The following is a 17,108-nucleotide window of genomic DNA, read 5'->3' as shown; positions in this document are numbered from 1 at the left end:
ATAGCAAGGTCACAATACAAAAACATGAAATCCGAGCGAATAACACATTTATAAGTACTAACCCCTACCTTTAGGGTAATCCCCTCGGAGTAAATTGACTTACATATATAGCCTATATCGTCGCTACATCGTCATTTTTATCTATATTACCGCTTACAGACGCTTACAGTTTCTAGCGATATATTACACGATCATGCTGTCTTAACTCAGAGTGTGAGCATGGTAGTGATTGAAATTAATATAAAGGCGATGAGCGAATGAACCAAAGTAATACAACAGACAATACCGGCAAACCAGGAACCACAGGGTTAACCCGTATTATTAAAGCGACTCAATATTCATTTAAAGGGCTATATGCTGCATTTAAATACGAATCAGCTATCAGACAAGAGTTATTATTACTGCTTATTTTAACGACCATAGCGCTGCTATTAGACGTTACAAATATAGAAAAGATACTATTGATAGCCTCATTGGTACTGGTGATTATTGTCGAACTCATTAATTCAGCCATAGAAGCCGTTGTCGATCGCATCGGTACTGAATACCACCAATTAAGTGGCCGTGCAAAAGACATTGGTTCTGCGGCGGTATTTGTTAGTTTATGCCTAAGTGTATTCGTCTGGTTGATGATTTTGGTGCTATAACAATGAAAAAATTCCGCATTAATATCAGTATGACTAAATTCCTATTATTGTATTCAGTATATTTTGGTTTTGTCCTCAACATCCCGATTATCTCTCGTTTAATAGATATCACCGCCAATAGTAACCTCGGTCTATTTGCCTATTCAGCACCGCTATTAATGACTTGTGCATTCGTGGTCATTTTTTCGTTATTTGCACTGCCTTATTTTGCCAAGCCATTTTTTATACTCGTTGTAATATCTTCCGCTGCAGCTTGCTATGCGACCTTAAAATATGGGGTGTTATTTGACTACAGCATGATTGAAAATTTGATTGAAACCAATTCCGGTGAAGTGATTTCCTATGTCAATTTAAGCTCCATGCTTTATCTATTTTTTGCGGGTATTGTGCCCGCGATATTAATTGCCTTCGTGCGATTTAATACCCAAGAGCCATTACTGACACGTATTTTAAAAAGGATCGTATTAGTCGTTATCGCGATGGTGATCGGATTGTTAATTATAATTTGTTTTTATAAGGATTATGCATCTGTCGGTCGTAACAATGCTTATCTCAATAAAATGATAGTACCCGCGCATATCTTTAATAGTGTCAAGTATCTCAAAAATGAATTCTTTACAGAAAAATTGGCTTACAAGCGCCAAGGTGAAGACGCAGTATTGTCTCCAGTAAAAAATGGCAAGCCAACTTTAATGGTCCTCATTGTTGGTGAAACAGCACGTTCAATGAACATTGGCTATAATGGTTATAAACGTAATACCAACCCTTACACGCAAGATATGGGTATCATTTCTTTTCAAGATGTCTCATCTTGTGGCACTGCAACCGCACATTCATTACCTTGCATGTTCTCAAATCTAAACCGCAGCAACTACAACAAAAGCAGAGCGAATAGCCAAGATGATGTGCTAGATGTATTAACGCATGCCAACGTTGACGTTCTTTGGAAAGACGATGATGGTGGTGATAAATCTGTCGCCAAAGGCGTCAAACTTATCAACATAGACATAAACCAAAAGACCAAGCTTTGTAATGGCGAGAGCTGTTATGACGAAGTCATGCTAAATACATTTGATGATGAAGTCGCCAGTATGCAAGGCAATAAATTAATTGCGATGCATTTAATTGGCAGTCACGGGCCCACTTATTTTAAGCGCTATCCCCAGCAACGAGAGTTGTTCACACCAGCATGTAATAAAAGTGATATTGAAAATTGCACTGACGAAGAAATCGTCAACGTCTACGACAATACCATTGCTTATACAGATTATATTATTGCTGAAACGATCAAAAAACTGCAGAGTTATGCAAAAGATTATAACGTGGCCTTGCTGTATATGTCTGATCACGGTGAATCATTAGGTGAAAAGGGGCTATATCTACACGGTACACCTTACGCATTTGCCCCTGAAGAACAAACTCACATACCTTTATTCATGTGGTTACCGCAGCAATATGCTGATGCAAAAGGCATTGACAGAGGCTGTTTAATGGCAAAAGCCAAACAAGGTAGTTTCTCACACGATAATTTATTCCATACTTTACTGGGATTGTATGGTGTTGAGAGTCACGTGATTAATCCGCGCTTAGATATGACCGCGAGCTGTCGATTGTAGGGTTCCGAGTTTATAACGAGCGTATTCGCCAGCGCAAACTTGCTAGTAAAAGACTCCCCGATAATTGCTTATTCCATTATCGGAGGGTCTTTTCACATGATAAAAATTACTCTACAAAGTTAAATAAAGCGTCGTCTTACTAAGGTTAATAAACCTAACGGAAGTAAATAGACCCAATTAATCGCCCCGCCACTACCGCTTGAGCTTCTTTCGACTGCATTACCGTCAGGTCGAACAGATTGACCAGTAACTGAGTGGGTTAAATTACTGATGATAACGCGATCACCTCCATGAGCAACACCTCTATCTTTCTTATATTCAAGTACCACCGTATTACTATGTCGTGGTAAATTAATACCCACGGATCTCGATTCTATGCCACTGAATCGAGTATACAAACTGCCATTCGTATATACGTTCAAGTAATCATAATTTTTTTCCGTGGATACATTCATGTCGAAAGATAAACTACCAACAGCTAAACCAGAAATGGTCATTTGTGCAAATTCATTATCATTTAATAGCGGACTTTGTAATGTATTACTATTGCCAATCCATGCATTAGGCGATGAATAAACGTTGGTATTAGCAATTCTCACAACGTTACTAACACTTACGCCAGCCACTTCAGTGCCAATATAGGATAAGGCAAGCGCTACGCTACTGATTTGTGGATGATCCGTAGAAAGACTTACTGACACCTTTTCAAAATCTAATGTACCTACCGTATAGAGGATCGTTACAGCGCAACTTTCATTAGATCTAAGCTCTGCGCAACTGTTCGCTGTAATCACACCACTAGAGCCATTAATCACCGCGCCAGATGTATGGATGCTTTGTCCTGTGGTATTACGGATAGAAAATGTATGGGTATATAACCCAGCAGTCTTAGCACCAACAAATTCTAATTGATGGAAGCTCAACCCCTGTGTCTTACCCGCTATCCAGTCGGTGAAATGGCTAACATTAGCATAAACACCATAATTACCCGCCTCAGCACAACCTTCGCCCCAACTAACGATCCCCAATTGTTCAAAACCACCAGCACTTGCAACTACTATCGGACCACCACTATCACCTTGGCAAGAGTCGTAACCGCCACTCACAAACCCAGCACAAAATGCATTATCTTCACTGCGAATAATATTAGGGCACAAGCTTTGCTCAACTAAAGGCACAGTAACTTGATATAACTCACTTTTAAATTGGGTGTAATCTCGACTCGGATCCTGATCACCCCAGCCCATCACCGTTAATAACTCCCCCGCAGAGAGGTTGTTACGTAAATACTGGTCAGCTAAATTAACCGCGGTATAATTGACATCATTCTCAAGTTCTAAAATCGCAATATCATTACCAGTGGAAACATCTACATAACCTTCATGCACGTAAACTTCTTTAACGCTATACCTGTGTTGTACAGCATCTACTTGCACTAAATCAGAAATGCCAATAACAGCATCCAAATCTTGTCCTTCTTTCCCCTCAACACAATGCGCAGCTGTTAATATATAGCGCTCGCCTATAAAACTAGCGCCACAAAATTGGCCATTATATACATCTCGGTTTTTAGACACTAAAGCAACCATAAATGGCCAACTATCGCTATCACTTTTCGTGCCGCTAATGATCCTTTGACTCATTTCTTCAGACGCATGAAGTTGACTCAGCGAGAGTGGTGCTAAAAACAAAAATGAAAGTATTCTCTTAAAATGCATAACCTAGTCCTTGGCCAAACGGTTTACGATTGATTTGATTTATATTACATACCCACCGATTATACATGAGAATGATTATCATTACCTATGATGTTAGTATAAACATATCTATACATGATTATTATAGGTCATTCATATAAAAGCAAAAAACTACCGTACTGCTAAGCATTAGCCCTAAAGTTAATTAAACCAGTATGAATAAACCAGCCTGTAGATTCACACAAACCCTGACAAATCCTGACAAAACTCCAGTTTCGTTAACTTGCTTAAAATTTGGTCTTATCTATAATCCACCACCATAAAATACTATATAAAAACATATAACCAGCAGGTATCTCATGAAATCGATTACTACATTAAGCACTTTAGCCGCGCTTCTATTAGCGACAAACGTTCAAGCAAACCAAGATGTTTCTGGTTTCTACATTGGCGCAGGTGCTGGTTCGACGCACGCTGAAGCTGAATACAATTCAATATCAAAATCGGCTTCAACTGATGGTTCAACGCTGAAATTCATTGGTGGTTATCAATTCAACCGCATCGTTGCAATTGAAGCTCAATATACTTCGTATGGTAAAGTGAAGGTTTGGTCTGACTATAAATGGGAACCTAAAACAGTATCTCTAGCAGCAAATCTGGGCTACACATTTGAAAATGGTTTACGTCCATTTGCTATAATTGGCCTGTCTTCTTTGGATTTAGATCAAAATACTAAATACTTAAATGATAGTAGCGCGACAGCTCTTCGTTTTGGTGCAGGTCTAGAATATACACCTGCAGCATTATCAGGCGTTAGTTTCCGCGCTGGTTATGAAGGCGATGCTTTTGCTATTGAGACTAACACTGCTTCAGATATAGATGTACTTATTGGTTCTGTATATGTAGCTGCATCTTACAAATTCTAATTTTGTAAATGTATAGAAATGGGACTAATATTGCATTAGTTCCATTTATTACATGAATTCCATTCTCTAAATTCTAGAGTTTGAAAACCTCCGAACCAACTTCCATACGCATCCAGACAGTTACAACAAAACACAATTCCGCTTCTATCAATACCAATAGTAATAAAGGAAATCTAAGATCAATACTATCACTTGAATCGCGCAGCTACCGCTTACTTGTATTGAATGCTCATTTAGGGTCGTCAATAAATTGAATTGGGGATTGAGTTCGACGATCTAATTCAAAATGGAAAATATCAGGTCGATTATAATGACCTGCGACATCCAGAGCTTTACGAGAGTCTCTTGCAGCTCCCAAATCAATATCAAAATATAAAAAACTTTTTTCCTTATGCAAAGGCCCTGCGACTACTCCGCCAAAAGGCTTAACCACCACAGCATCACCAGGGTTTATCCATTCTTCTGCAGGAAATAACTTATCTCGTTCTGGAAAAGAATCAGGAATATCTTTTCCTTGCAAAGCAGTTGCGGTACTAAGCACCCAGCAGCCCCCCTCTCGAGCAATATGATTCATCGACGCGATCCAGTTATCACCACTATCCCAGGTTGGGGCGATATAAATATCTATATCCTGAGCAAACAAACTATACCGTGCAAGAGGCATATAGTTCTCCCAACAGATCAAGCAACCTATCCGACCAACAGCTGTATCAACGACTCGTAAGCCACTGCCATCACCAAACCCCCATACCATTCGTTCAGGGTTTGTCGGCATGATTTTTCGGTGGCGATTGACAATTTCACCATTAACATCAATCACAACAACGGTATTAAATAATGTGCTACCGCTAAACTCGGAGTCAATCTCATTCATCCCTATAACCACAACAAGCTCACGTTTTAATGCCACCTCACAGATAGATTCAAGGCCACCATTCGCGATATCAACAGCATTATTTCTTAATTTAGTATGGAGAGTATTGCCAAGCGCCATATCACCACCGGGGCGAAGACGCCATATCCAAGAAGGATAACCAGGAAGAAACGTTTCAGGAAAGACGACAAGTTTGGCACCTGCGTCAGCGACCTCATTCATGATCTCTATCGCCTTATTAAGACTACTTTTAAGATCAAGAAGCACTGGTGGTTTTTGTGTGATAGCTACTTTGACAGTCATTTTAAATGAACTCTTAGCAGAGAAATATACAATAAATCTAGTTCATAAAACAGATATCGTAAATGACAGCTTGTAGGTGAGAGTCAATTAATGATCAGGCAATACTGCTAGCAACTTTATAACTGAGGCTTCAGTATGTTCATCACACATTATATTGGTGATCGATCTCATTTTGCAGAGCGTCGAGTTGCGTCAAAATATCGAGGAATTTTGTACCAAACTCCGTAACATGGTATTCCACTCTAGGCGGTAGTTCATTAAAGCTTACTTTCTCTAAAATACCAAATTCAACATTACGTTTTAAGCATTGGTTTAAGACTTTTGTCGTTAACCCTTCAACATTACGAACCATCTCACCCGGCCTGTTAATGTCATGCGCCAATAACTGATACACAGTCAATGACCATTTACAGCCATAAATACTTTCGACCATTCTAGCGCTATTTTCTGGTGCCGTTTTTCTTACAAATATTTTTTCTTTGTTATTCATAAAGATGTACCAATAAGTACCTGAGTTACCAATTTGTACTTACTATTTAATGAGTTAATTAGCATCTAAGATTACCACATACCAAAACTTAGGAGCAAGAAAATGACATTTACTCAATCAGGCATCGCACTCATCATTGGTGGCACAAGTGGCATGGGCTTTGAAACCGCAAAGCAACTTGCAGCGCAAAATATTCCTGTGGTCATTGTGGGTAATAATATCGACAAGCTAGATAACGCAGTATCTACGCTTAGCCAGATCGGTAACGTATCAGGTATTCAATTAAACCTTTACGATAACGAAAGTGTTGCACAATTTATTCAAAAACTAACCGAGCAAGAAACAAATATTGGTTACCTCGTTAATGCAGCGGGTTACTTTAACCCTAAACCTTTTACTGAGCATACAGAACTGGACTATGACCAATATCATGAGTTAAATAAAGCGACATTCAAAATCAGTCAAGCGGTATCAAAAAACATGATCAAAAATGGTGGCGGTAACGTGGTTAACATCGGATCCATGTGGGGGAAACAAGCAATTAAAGCCACACCGTCTTCAGCCTATTCAATGGCAAAAGCAGGATTACACGCCCTAACTCAACACATGGCGATGGAACTAGCTGAACATGGCATTCGCGTTAATGCGGTATCACCCGCTGTTGTTAAAACACCTATTTATGAAACATTTATCAGCCCTGAAGATATGGATGCAACATTAGCTAGCTTTAACGCTTTCCATCCCATTGGCCGCGTTGGCACGTCAGAAGATATAGCCAACAGCATCTGTTTTTTACTATCCGATCAATCAAGCTGGGTAACAGGCGCTATCTGGGATGTAGATGGTGGTGTTACTGCAGGTCGTAATTAAGTCGATATACCAAGAGTAGTAATACATTAAAAGAGTATTACTACTTTAACTATCTAATACTTACTATCTTTTAGCTTAAATTAAACATACGATTAAGACTCTACTTTTACCGCTTCGATTTCAATCGTGATTGTTACTTTATCACCGTTGCTAGGTACCGCGGTAATGCCGAAGTCCTTTCTACTAAGCTCTGTTGTAGCTGAGAACCCAGCCTTATAACCAGACGCTTGAGATTGCCCTGCTTTATTCATAGTCGCATCTAGGACTACACTTTTAGTAACCCCCATTAATGTAAAATCACCCGTAATCATCAGTTTACCATCGCCTTTATCTTCAACTTTTGTACTTCTAAAGTTGGCCTTTGGTAAGGACCCGTTTTTAAAGAACACCGCCAGCGTATTGTTGCTCCATGCTTCATTCCCAGCTAGATTCAAACTGGTGATATCTATAGTTGCTTCGACACTGGAATTTTTCAGGTTATCGGTATCAATCTCTATATTGCCCTCGAACGTCTTAAAGAATCCTATAGAGCGTGAATAACCCTGATGGTCAATTTGAAACATCAGCATGTTATGAGGTGCTGACTTAGTATCAAATGTAAAACTATCGACAGCATACGTAGATACACTGAATAGTAGAGAACTACCCAGTGCGACCAGGCTGAAACAAGAGTGGAGTGCTTTCATAATAATGATTCCTTATTCAGTTAAAAATAGGCCAATATAAGAGCAAGTTAACTGCCCATGTATATAGAAAATGGAAGATAGAAATGACATATTTCATCGTCTCTATATTCCAATAGCAACACCGTATACGTCGACCACTCCACAAACAACCCTCCGAATGGGTAGAAAGGCTGTTTTTACATTAAATTACAAGACCATACACTTCTTGAGGTTATATCGATTCCATTTCGAACATGCGACTCAATAAGCAATGAAATGAATGGTCAACTAAATAACAAAAGCTAATGACTGCGACAGTGTTGCATCAGTTCCTACAAGCTAGCCTTACGTAAAAATTATGCATGTGAAAGCACCTAGTGTGGATAGGATCAAATTATCTAGGAGTCATAAGGATAGTATATTGGGAAGTATGCATAAGCATATGGTGTAAAATAAAATGCAGATAATTTGTTTTGAACAATGAATAACATTGTGCCAAATATGACAAAGCCCCAACTTTCGTTGAGACTTTATTGTATCTGGTATGATGCCGAGGACGGACTTAAACCGTAACTCCTTTCGGAATAAGATTTTTAATACCTTGAGACGCCTTTCAGTAATGATACATCTTTGGGTCTGGTTAGATTACTGACTACAGTCGTATTAAGACTCAAGAACGTTTCTTCGTTCCTCCCTGAACAGCTTTGAATCTCGGATTGGCTTTACAAATAACATAAACACGACCACGACGTTTCACAATCTGGCAATCAGGGTGTCTCTGCTTGGCGCTTTTAAGTGAGCTTAAAACCTTCATATCAAACCTCCTTTTGACTCTTTAATCCACCAAAGCGGCGATTAAACTGTGCCACACGACCATCACTTTGGATCGTTTTTTGTTTTCCCGTATAAAAAGGATGCGATTCGCTTGATACATCCAGTGGGACGTATGGATATGTAATGCCCTCAATTTCTACAGTTCGATTAGTTTTCAACGTCGAACCAACAATAAAGAATTTATCTGCTGCGATATCGTGAAAAGCGACTTTCTGATAATCCGGGTGTATACCTTGTTTCATTACGACCTCAATTGCTATGTTATAACATAACAATTAGTCTACCACGCTGTAAATGAGAATCAATAACAATTAGAGCTGAAATTCATAGCGTAATAAAAAGCATTTATTACCTGCTTTGCCGGAGGGACATTTTAATCCGATGATTTCAGTATCAGATACTTCGAGTTCTGTTGATGATGAATTAAGGAAATATGAGGTAAGCTTTTCATTGTGCCAGATACAACAAAGCCCCAACTTTCGTTGAGGCTCTATTACTTAAATATGGTGCCCGAGGGCGGACTTGAACCGCCACTCCTTTCGGAAGAGGATTTTGAATCCACCGCGTCTACCGATTTCACCACTCGGGCATAGCTCAGTATTATACATAGCAAATGATGCCAAGCAAGGCGTTTCTCAATATCACCAAAGTAACTGCTCAAAATTAAAGCAAACTGTAACTTAAAGAGTAATCCTAAGTGGTATTCAATATTCAAAGCCTTAAATATCAACGATCACTAGCCACATAAAGACAGCTTTACTGCAGATATTAATTTGAACTAACAAATATATTTGGCATAAAAAAACCCGCAATAATCGGTTATCCAACTATTACGGGCCACTTAACACCTAGGCTTCAGCTAAGTTAAAGGGTTAAGGCGTATAGTAAGTTGCCGCACCAGGACCAACTGGTAAACCGAAGACAAATACCCAAAGGTAGAATAGGATACTCCAACCAACCATAAAGCAGATTGAATAAGGTAGCATAGTCGCGATCAGCGTACCGATACCTAGATTCTTCATATAGCGCGTTGCAACAGCTAAGATAAGACCGAAGTAGCTCATCATCGGCGTAATAATATTCGTTGCAGAGTCACCAATACGATATGCTGCTTGAATCGTTTCTGGTGCATAGCCAACTAGCATTAGCATTGGGATAAAGATAGGTGCTGTTACTGCCCACTGCGCAGATGCCGAACCAATCATCAGGTTAATGAAGCCACACATTAGAATGAATGCGAAGAACAGCATTGGACCTGTTAGACCGATATCTTGTAGGAAGGTTGCACCACCTACAGCAAATACTTGGCCAAAATTAGTCCACTTGAAGAAAGCCACAAATTGCGCAGCGAAGAATACAAGAACGATGTACATGCCCATAGAAGACATAGACTTAGACATTGCATCAATCACATCACGGTCAGTCTTCATTGAACCGGTTACTTTACCGTAAACAAAACCAGGAATAGCAAAGAATACGAAAATAAATGCCACGATACTCTTAAGGAATGGCGAGCCCGCAATCGTGCCAGCTTCTGAACGTAAAACACCATCTTCAGGAACAACAGTCCAAGCTAGAAGCGCTGATACAACCAGAACGGCAATACCTGCTAGTTTAAGACCTTTCTTTTCAATGCTCGTCAGTTTACCCATTGAATCATTTGATAGGTCTTCTGACGCATCTTCATCATTATATTTGCCTAATTTAGGCTCAACAATTTTTTCTGTTACGAATGCACCAGTGATCGCAATGAAGAAAGTAGAAACAAACATGAAGTACCAGTTTGCTTCAGGACCAACCGTATAAGATGGATCAATCATTTGCGCAGCTGTTTCTGTAATACCAGACAACAGTGGATCAACCGTACCAATCAGTAGGTTTGCAGAATAACCACCAGAGACACCAGCAAATGCAGCAGCAAGACCAGCCAACGGGTGACGGCCCAGAGAATGGAAAAGCATTGCAGCAAGTGGAATCAATACTACGTAGCCAAGTTCAGATGCCGTATTAGAAATGATACCTGCAAACACAACCGTCACAGTAACCATACGCTTAGATGCGCCCATGACCATACCACGCATAGCAGCAGACAATAGGCCTGAGTATTCAGCGATTGCAACACCAAGCATAGCAACAAGAACAGTACCTAATGGCGCAAAACCAACAAAGTTCTTCACTAGGTTGGTAACAATAAGCTCTAAGCCTTCTGCATTGAATAGACTCACAACGTGAATCATGCCATCAGCAGCGCGACCTTTAGCGCCTTCTGGACGAGGATCCATGACTGAAACCTCAAAGTAACCCGCGATACCGGAAGAGACTAGAATTGCAACACAGAAGATTGCGAAAAGCGTGATCGGGTGAGGTAATAGATTGCCTAAGTATTCAACTCCATCTAGGAACCGAGTAAATAAAGGCTTCTTTAGTGAGTTATTTTTAATTGAAGCAGATGAACTCATCTGTCTCTCCTTGTTATTGTTATCCTGATTTAACGACGATGTTTAAATTTCGGACGCAGGATACTGACAAACGAGCCAAAAAAGTATGCAAAATGTTAAAAAACATTGTTAATTGTGTGACAAATCATACTTCTAAACACTCATCGCACACAAAACAAGCAGAATACTTCACTGCCAAATGAGGTATAATCACACGTTTACACTAATTTACACATGAAAACCCAACGAAAACCCCAGCACTTGTTAAGTTTAATTTCATAAATAGCCCCCATCCTTGGTTATTACCAAAGTGCATATTCCCTGTGAAATAGAAATCCACTCTTTAGAATGTAACCCACCAGCACAATTTATTTATCACTACCAAGGGCATGTTTTTTTGCTACACTGTTTCCACTTTCGAGATAACCCTGAAGACATGGCTGGATTCATAATGGCGAAGAAAAACAAACTTAGAAAACCAAAACAAACTCCTGCAGCAGAAGTAGGTGAAACCGCATCAATTGCCACTTTTGGCCCACGTATAGGCGCACTCGTTTATGACGCATTAATTGTCATCGGTATCGCGGCACTTTCTAGTGCAATCGGACTTGGTATTGCCGAAGCACTTATTGCAACGGGTGTAGTAGATATTGCAGGCCGTTATGTTGATAGCGCCGCCTATGCTGGCAACCAGATTTGGTTTGCAATCTTAGTATGGGGTTCTGTCGCTGGATTTTACTTATGGTTCTGGACACACGGCGGTCAAACTGTGGGTATGCGCGCTTGGCGTCTACGCGTACAAAATGCTGATGGCAGTTCAATTAGCCTAACGCAAGCCGCGATTCGTTTAGCAACGTCAGCATGTGGTCTAGGTAACTTACAAGTACCGTTTGATATGAAAAATCGTGCCTTTCAAGACCACTGGTCAAACTGTAATGTATTACGTTTAAGCAAAGATCAAAACGGTTCATTATTACGTTATGCCGACAAATTAAAACAGAAAAAATAATCGCGTTACATTCTGCTCAATAGTACCTGTAATTAATCAGCAGACACAAAAATGGCAACCAATAGGTTGCCATTTTTATATTAATTCATCGATGATATATCATCAACGCAGTCTTATGCCTAGCTAACCGTGTTTTCTTAACTGCACAATAGCAATAAAGGTAAAGAGCGCACTGGGGACTACCGCGCCAAGAAATGGCGGCAGTGAGTACACCAGACTAATTGGGCCAAAGGTTTCACTGGCAAGATAAAAAGTAAAACCAGCAACTACGCCCATTAAAATACGCGCGCCCATAGTCACCGTTCTCAGCGGTCCAAATACAAAAGACAACGCCAACAACACCATCACACCAATCGATATCGGCTGGAATATTTTACGCCAGAAAGCTAATTCATAGGTGTCAGCATCCTGCTTGTTACTGTCTAAATAAGTAATATAAGAGTACAGGCCTGATATTGATAAATCTTCCGGTTCAATCGTTACCACATCTAACTTTTCTGGTGTCAGCGTTGAATCCCAACGCAATGAAGGCTCATCCGTCACAAAAATACGGTCCGGCTCAAAGTGAGTAATGCGAATACTGGTTAGTGCCCAGTGATCTTCAGTATAAACAGCTTTACCAGCCTGCGTAGTCTTAACTAACCGCTGGTTATCGGCAAACTCATAAATAGTGACATCATGTAATTCACTGCCGTTATTCACTTTACCGATATTAATAAAGTTTTCTTTATCCTTGGCCCAGACCCCTTTTTGAGCACGAATAATCGATTGACCTGAAATCGATTCGCCACGTAATTGCGCCGCTTTTTGCTCTGTATAAGGGGCAACATATTCGCCCATCAACATCACGATCAGCATCATCGGAATTGCCGTTTTCATTGCAGAAAGTACAATTTTAAAACGTGATTGCCCTGCAGCTTGAATAACAACGAGCTCAGAGGAACTAGCCATGGCACCTAAGCCAATTAGCGCGCCTAATAGCGCTGCCATTGGAAAGAAAATAGTAATTTCGCGTGGCATTTTCAGCATCACAAACATAAACGCTTCAAGTAAACCGTATGAACCACGGCCCACAGCCCTTAATTGTTCGACGTATTTAATTACCGCAGATAAACCCGTTAAGGTAAACAAACAGATCATAGTGGCAAATAAAATCGCTTTACCAATATAGATATCTAAAATTTTAATCACTGTTTTGACCTCGAGTAAAACGTAGTTTCAACTTATGCACCGCATGATGATACCAAGAGAAGTTAGCTAAATTAAACCAAACAGCCAAGGCCAGCACCCCGAGATGGACGATCCAAAAACCAAACGTTAGCGGTAATTTTTCATCTAAAATGGCAGAGCGGGCAGCACTGAGTAGCATAAAGTAAGTTAAAAACATCAATAGCGCAGGGAACAGTTTCGCATAACGACCTTGGCGTGGATTCACCATCGCTAACGGCACCACTAATAATGTTAACAGTGGAATAGCAACCACTTGCGCGATACGCCATTGCAACTCAACTTTATGTTCAAATTCATTTGAATTCCATAACGCTGATGTTGGTAAAGCTTTGGTCTTACGGCCTCGCTCGCTCACGTCTTGCTCTTGTATTAAGACCCGATAAGCACTGAAATCAACAATACGGAAATCCGGTTGTGATAACTCGCCTTCATAACGTAGCCCTTGGCTTAACTTAAGCCACTGTGACCCCTGTTTTCCAGACTCAACATTACCTTTATCTGCAAGCACCACAGATGGACGTTCACCTTCTTGTGATGGTGATTTCGCAATAAATATTTTACGCAACGCTTTATCATTGTCATAAGATTCAACGTACACCACAGCGCGGCCACCATCAAGTGACTCAAAACGGCCTTGTTTAAGGGTCGCTAAACCAGCATCTGCATCGACATTTTCTAATAATTGTACCCGACCTTCTTCCGCTGTTGGCGCATAAACAAATGCATTAAATGCCACCAGACCAATTGTCACAGAAGACAATAATAACGACGACATTAATATGCGACTAGGGGTGTAACCACAAGCCGTTAATATCACCATTTCACTTTCGGCATACAATCGCCCATGCGCAAATAAAATACCAATGAACAAACTCACGGGTAAAATTAATGTACCCAATGCAGGCATAGTGTACAGCAACATCTCCATCACTAAATTAGCAGGTAAAGAACCCGTCATTACCTTCGAGAGCAGCGCAACAAACTGCTGGCTCACAAAGATAAGTGATAAGATGAATAAAACAGCGATTTGTGATTTCACTGTTTCAGCAAATAAATATCGGAAAATTATCACTTAAAACCTATATTAGACTAATGTTTTGTATGAAATGCAGCTCATAATTAGGTAGACTCAGCTACAAAGGCAGTATAAATACTTAACTGCACACCCATTTTATCTGAAAATGTTTAGTTTTTGATTAACTAAATACGTATAACCCCCTATTATGTTATAAATATTTGATTTTGTCTTTAGGAAACCGGAGAGTCCATGGAGTTCAATGTAAAAAGTGGTAGCCCTGAGAAGCAACGCAGTGCTTGTGTTGTTGTCGGAGTATTCGAACCACGTCGTTTATCACCAGCAGCAGAACAACTTGATAAGATCAGTGACGGCTATTTAAGTTCCCTACTACGTCGCGGCGATATCGAAGGTAAACCTGGTCAAGTATTACTACTTCACCATGTACCTAACGTGCTAAGTGAACGTGTATTATTAGTTGGCTGTGGTAAAGAACGCGAATTAGATGAGCGTCAGTACAAGCAAATCATCAAAAAGACAATGGACACCTTGAACGAAACCGGTTCTATGGAAGCAGTTTGTTTCCTACCTGAACTCAATGTTAAAGGCCGCGATACCTATTGGAAAATCCGCTTTGCCGTTGAAACAGCACGCGAAAGTCGCTACCGTTTCGATCAACTAAAAAGCAACAAAGAAGAAACGCGTCGCCCATTACGTAAAATGGTGTTCAACGTTACTTCACGTCGTGATTTACCAACAAGTGAAAAAGCAATTGCTCACGGTCTAGCAGTCGCAAGTGGTATGCGTCTATGTAAAGACGTAGCAAACATGCCGCCAAACATCTGTAATCCTGTTTATCTTGCAAATCAAGCACGCCAACTAGCTGATGAAAGTGACAAGATCACGACTCAGATTTTGGGCGAACCTGAAATGAAAGAATTAAAAATGGAATCTTACCTTGCTGTATCTCAAGGTTCAGCAAACGAAGCTAAGATGTCGATTATTAATTATCAAGGTAACCCAGATAAAGATGCAAAACCTATTGTCTTAATTGGTAAAGGTCTGACATTCGATTCAGGTGGTATTTCATTGAAACCAGGCGCTGGCATGGACGAAATGAAATATGACATGGGTGGCGCTGCAGGCGTACTTGGTGCAATGAAATCATTAGCTAAATTAGATTTACCAATTAACGTTATTGGTATACTTGCTGGTTGTGAAAACATGCCAGGCAGCAATGCTTATCGTCCAGGTGACATTATTACGACAATGTCAGGTCAAACTGTTGAAGTATTAAATACCGATGCTGAAGGCCGTTTAGTATTATGTGACGTATTAACCTATGTTGAACGTTTTGATCCAGAATTAGTAATCGACGTAGCAACCTTAACCGGTGCTTGTGTGGTTGCACTGGGCCATCACATCACAGGTTTATTATCGACACACAATCCACTAGCACATGAATTGTTGAATGCTTCAGATCAAGCAGCCGATAAAGCATGGCGTCTACCTATCACTGACGACTTCCAAGAACAAATTGAAAGTCCATTTGCTGATTTAGCAAATATTGGTGGCCCTGGTGGCGGTACAATCACGGCAGCCTGTTTCTTATCTCGCTTTACTAAGAAGTACAACTGGGCGCATTTAGACATCGCCGGTACTGCTTGGGTAAGTGGTAAAAACAAAGGCTCAACGGGTCGTCCAGTGCCGATGTTGACACAGTTCTTACTTAACCGTACAGAGCGCAGTGAAGTACAACAAGCTGACGAAGCGTAATTACACTCTTGCATGAGAATATAAAAAATCACGCGGTGAGTATGTAGCCTAGTCTATAAAAAGCCTACGCTATAAATATCTAAAAGGTCGCTATTGCGGCCTTTTTTAGTTTCTGCGACAGAATAACCCCACAGTATATCCAGATATTACCCCAACAACTGTATTTTCCCGCCCCTGCTTTGTGTTATTATACGCAGTTATGTTTTAAACTTTAACTGTTCGTAATTTGGCGTAAAACTACCGATGAAAAAAGTCACTTTTTATATCATGCAAGAATCTAAAAATGACGTTGAGGCTAACATGCCACAGCATCATGAACTTGCGTGTAAACTGGCTGGTGAGTTTTATCAGCAAGGACAACGCGTCTATATCCATGCCAACGATGAATCGGCAGCCAATCAGGTTGACGAATACCTGTGGCAATTAGATGCGAACAGTTTTGTACCACATAATTTACAAGGTGAAGGTCCACGTAATGGCGCGCCCGTTGAAATTGGTTTTCAACCTCCCCGCCACCGCTATCAGGTACTTATCAACCTGCACGACCATACACCGCAATTTGCAGTTAACTTTAATCAGATTATCGATTTTGTACCGCATCAAGACGGCTTAAAACAACAAGCTCGAGAGCGTTACAAACATTATCGTCAAACAGGGTTACAGCTGTTAACTGTGAACGCCGAATAATCAATCAACCATTGAGAATTAGAAAGCAGAC

General features: G+C 40.3%; 16 protein-coding genes and 1 tRNA gene. 7 read left to right on the top strand and 10 right to left on the bottom strand.

Annotation, left to right across the window (positions count from 1 at the left end; all coding sequences use genetic code 11):
• Window positions 1-257: 257 nt before the first annotated feature.
• Window positions 258-647 carry a diacylglycerol kinase gene (locus tag JFU56_RS16080; protein WP_198438288.1) on the top strand — a complete coding sequence of 130 codons (390 nt, stop codon included), beginning with the start codon at window positions 258-260 and terminating at the stop codon, window positions 645-647.
• Between the two features lie 2 nt (window positions 648-649).
• Window positions 650-2,263, top strand: coding sequence for a phosphoethanolamine transferase (locus tag JFU56_RS16075; RefSeq protein WP_198438287.1), 1,614 nt, complete (start codon window positions 650-652; stop codon window positions 2,261-2,263).
• A gap of 119 nt (window positions 2,264-2,382) precedes the next feature.
• On the opposite strand, the gene JFU56_RS16070 is transcribed toward JFU56_RS16075, so the two are convergent.
• On the bottom strand, window positions 2,383-3,981 hold the full coding sequence (locus JFU56_RS16070) for a trypsin-like serine protease (protein ID WP_198438286.1): 1,599 nt from the start codon (window positions 3,979-3,981) through the stop codon (window positions 2,383-2,385).
• 338 nt (window positions 3,982-4,319) lie between these two features.
• Between JFU56_RS16070 and JFU56_RS16065 the strand changes: the two genes are divergently transcribed.
• Complete coding sequence (locus tag JFU56_RS16065) at window positions 4,320-4,886, top strand: porin family protein (protein ID WP_198438285.1); 567 nt, start codon at window positions 4,320-4,322, stop codon at window positions 4,884-4,886.
• Between the two features lie 229 nt (window positions 4,887-5,115).
• Here JFU56_RS16065 and JFU56_RS16060 read toward each other — a convergent pair whose 3' ends face one another.
• Both JFU56_RS16060 and JFU56_RS16055 read right to left on the bottom strand, forming a co-directional pair.
• Window positions 5,116-6,063, bottom strand: coding sequence for a carbon-nitrogen hydrolase family protein (locus JFU56_RS16060; RefSeq protein WP_198438284.1), 948 nt, complete (start codon window positions 6,061-6,063; stop codon window positions 5,116-5,118).
• Window positions 6,064-6,205: 142 nt separating this feature from the next.
• A complete protein-coding gene (locus tag JFU56_RS16055; protein WP_198438283.1) occupies window positions 6,206-6,553 on the bottom strand; it encodes a helix-turn-helix domain-containing protein in 348 nt (115 codons plus the stop codon).
• A gap of 102 nt (window positions 6,554-6,655) precedes the next feature.
• Here JFU56_RS16055 and JFU56_RS16050 point away from each other — a divergent pair, with 102 nt between their 5' ends.
• The gene (locus JFU56_RS16050; protein WP_198438282.1) at window positions 6,656-7,423 is read left to right on the top strand and encodes an SDR family NAD(P)-dependent oxidoreductase; all 768 of its coding nucleotides are present in this window, start codon (window positions 6,656-6,658) and stop codon (window positions 7,421-7,423) included.
• Between the two features lie 92 nt (window positions 7,424-7,515).
• Here the strand turns inward: JFU56_RS16050 and JFU56_RS16045 are convergent, their stop codons facing one another.
• The 5 genes from JFU56_RS16045 to JFU56_RS16025 form a co-directional block, all read right to left on the bottom strand.
• Window positions 7,516-8,109: a YceI family protein gene (locus tag JFU56_RS16045; RefSeq protein WP_198438281.1), complete on the bottom strand. Its 594-nt coding sequence runs from the start codon at window positions 8,107-8,109 to the stop codon at window positions 7,516-7,518.
• A 649-nt stretch (window positions 8,110-8,758) separates the two neighbouring features.
• Complete coding sequence (gene ykgO / locus JFU56_RS16040; protein WP_045111930.1) at window positions 8,759-8,902, bottom strand: type B 50S ribosomal protein L36; 144 nt, start codon at window positions 8,900-8,902, stop codon at window positions 8,759-8,761.
• Window position 8,903: 1 nt separating this feature from the next.
• A complete protein-coding gene (locus tag JFU56_RS16035) occupies window positions 8,904-9,164 on the bottom strand; it encodes a type B 50S ribosomal protein L31 (RefSeq protein ID WP_198438280.1) in 261 nt (86 codons plus the stop codon).
• A gap of 262 nt (window positions 9,165-9,426) precedes the next feature.
• Window positions 9,427-9,511 (bottom strand) — tRNA-Leu (locus JFU56_RS16030).
• Between the two features lie 283 nt (window positions 9,512-9,794).
• Complete coding sequence (locus JFU56_RS16025) at window positions 9,795-11,381, bottom strand: AbgT family transporter (RefSeq protein WP_198438279.1); 1,587 nt, start codon at window positions 11,379-11,381, stop codon at window positions 9,795-9,797.
• Between the two features lie 430 nt (window positions 11,382-11,811).
• Here JFU56_RS16025 and JFU56_RS16020 point away from each other — a divergent pair, with 430 nt between their 5' ends.
• Entirely contained in the window at window positions 11,812-12,369 is a 558-nt protein-coding gene (locus tag JFU56_RS16020; protein WP_198438278.1) for an RDD family protein, read from the top strand.
• Between the two features lie 123 nt (window positions 12,370-12,492).
• Here the strand turns inward: JFU56_RS16020 and lptG are convergent, their stop codons facing one another.
• Both lptG and lptF read right to left on the bottom strand, forming a co-directional pair.
• The gene (lptG, locus tag JFU56_RS16015; RefSeq protein WP_198438277.1) at window positions 12,493-13,560 is read right to left on the bottom strand and encodes an LPS export ABC transporter permease LptG; all 1,068 of its coding nucleotides are present in this window, start codon (window positions 13,558-13,560) and stop codon (window positions 12,493-12,495) included.
• Complete coding sequence (lptF, locus tag JFU56_RS16010; RefSeq protein WP_198438276.1) at window positions 13,553-14,671, bottom strand: LPS export ABC transporter permease LptF; 1,119 nt, start codon at window positions 14,669-14,671, stop codon at window positions 13,553-13,555. The genes lptG and lptF overlap by 8 nt, the downstream gene beginning before the upstream one ends.
• Window positions 14,672-14,866: 195 nt before the next feature.
• Between lptF and pepA the strand changes: the two genes are divergently transcribed.
• A complete protein-coding gene (gene pepA, locus JFU56_RS16005; RefSeq protein WP_019442205.1) occupies window positions 14,867-16,390 on the top strand; it encodes a leucyl aminopeptidase in 1,524 nt (507 codons plus the stop codon).
• A gap of 243 nt (window positions 16,391-16,633) precedes the next feature.
• Complete coding sequence (locus tag JFU56_RS16000; protein ID WP_198438275.1) at window positions 16,634-17,077, top strand: DNA polymerase III subunit chi; 444 nt, start codon at window positions 16,634-16,636, stop codon at window positions 17,075-17,077.
• The last annotated feature ends 31 nt before the right edge of the window (window positions 17,078-17,108 follow it).

Source organism: Moritella sp. F3 (genome assembly GCF_015082335.1).
Taxonomy (GTDB): Bacteria; Pseudomonadota; Gammaproteobacteria; order Enterobacterales; family Moritellaceae; genus Moritella.
The sequence above is the reverse complement of the archived record's forward strand: the minus strand, read 5'-3'. Positions and strand labels throughout refer to the sequence as shown.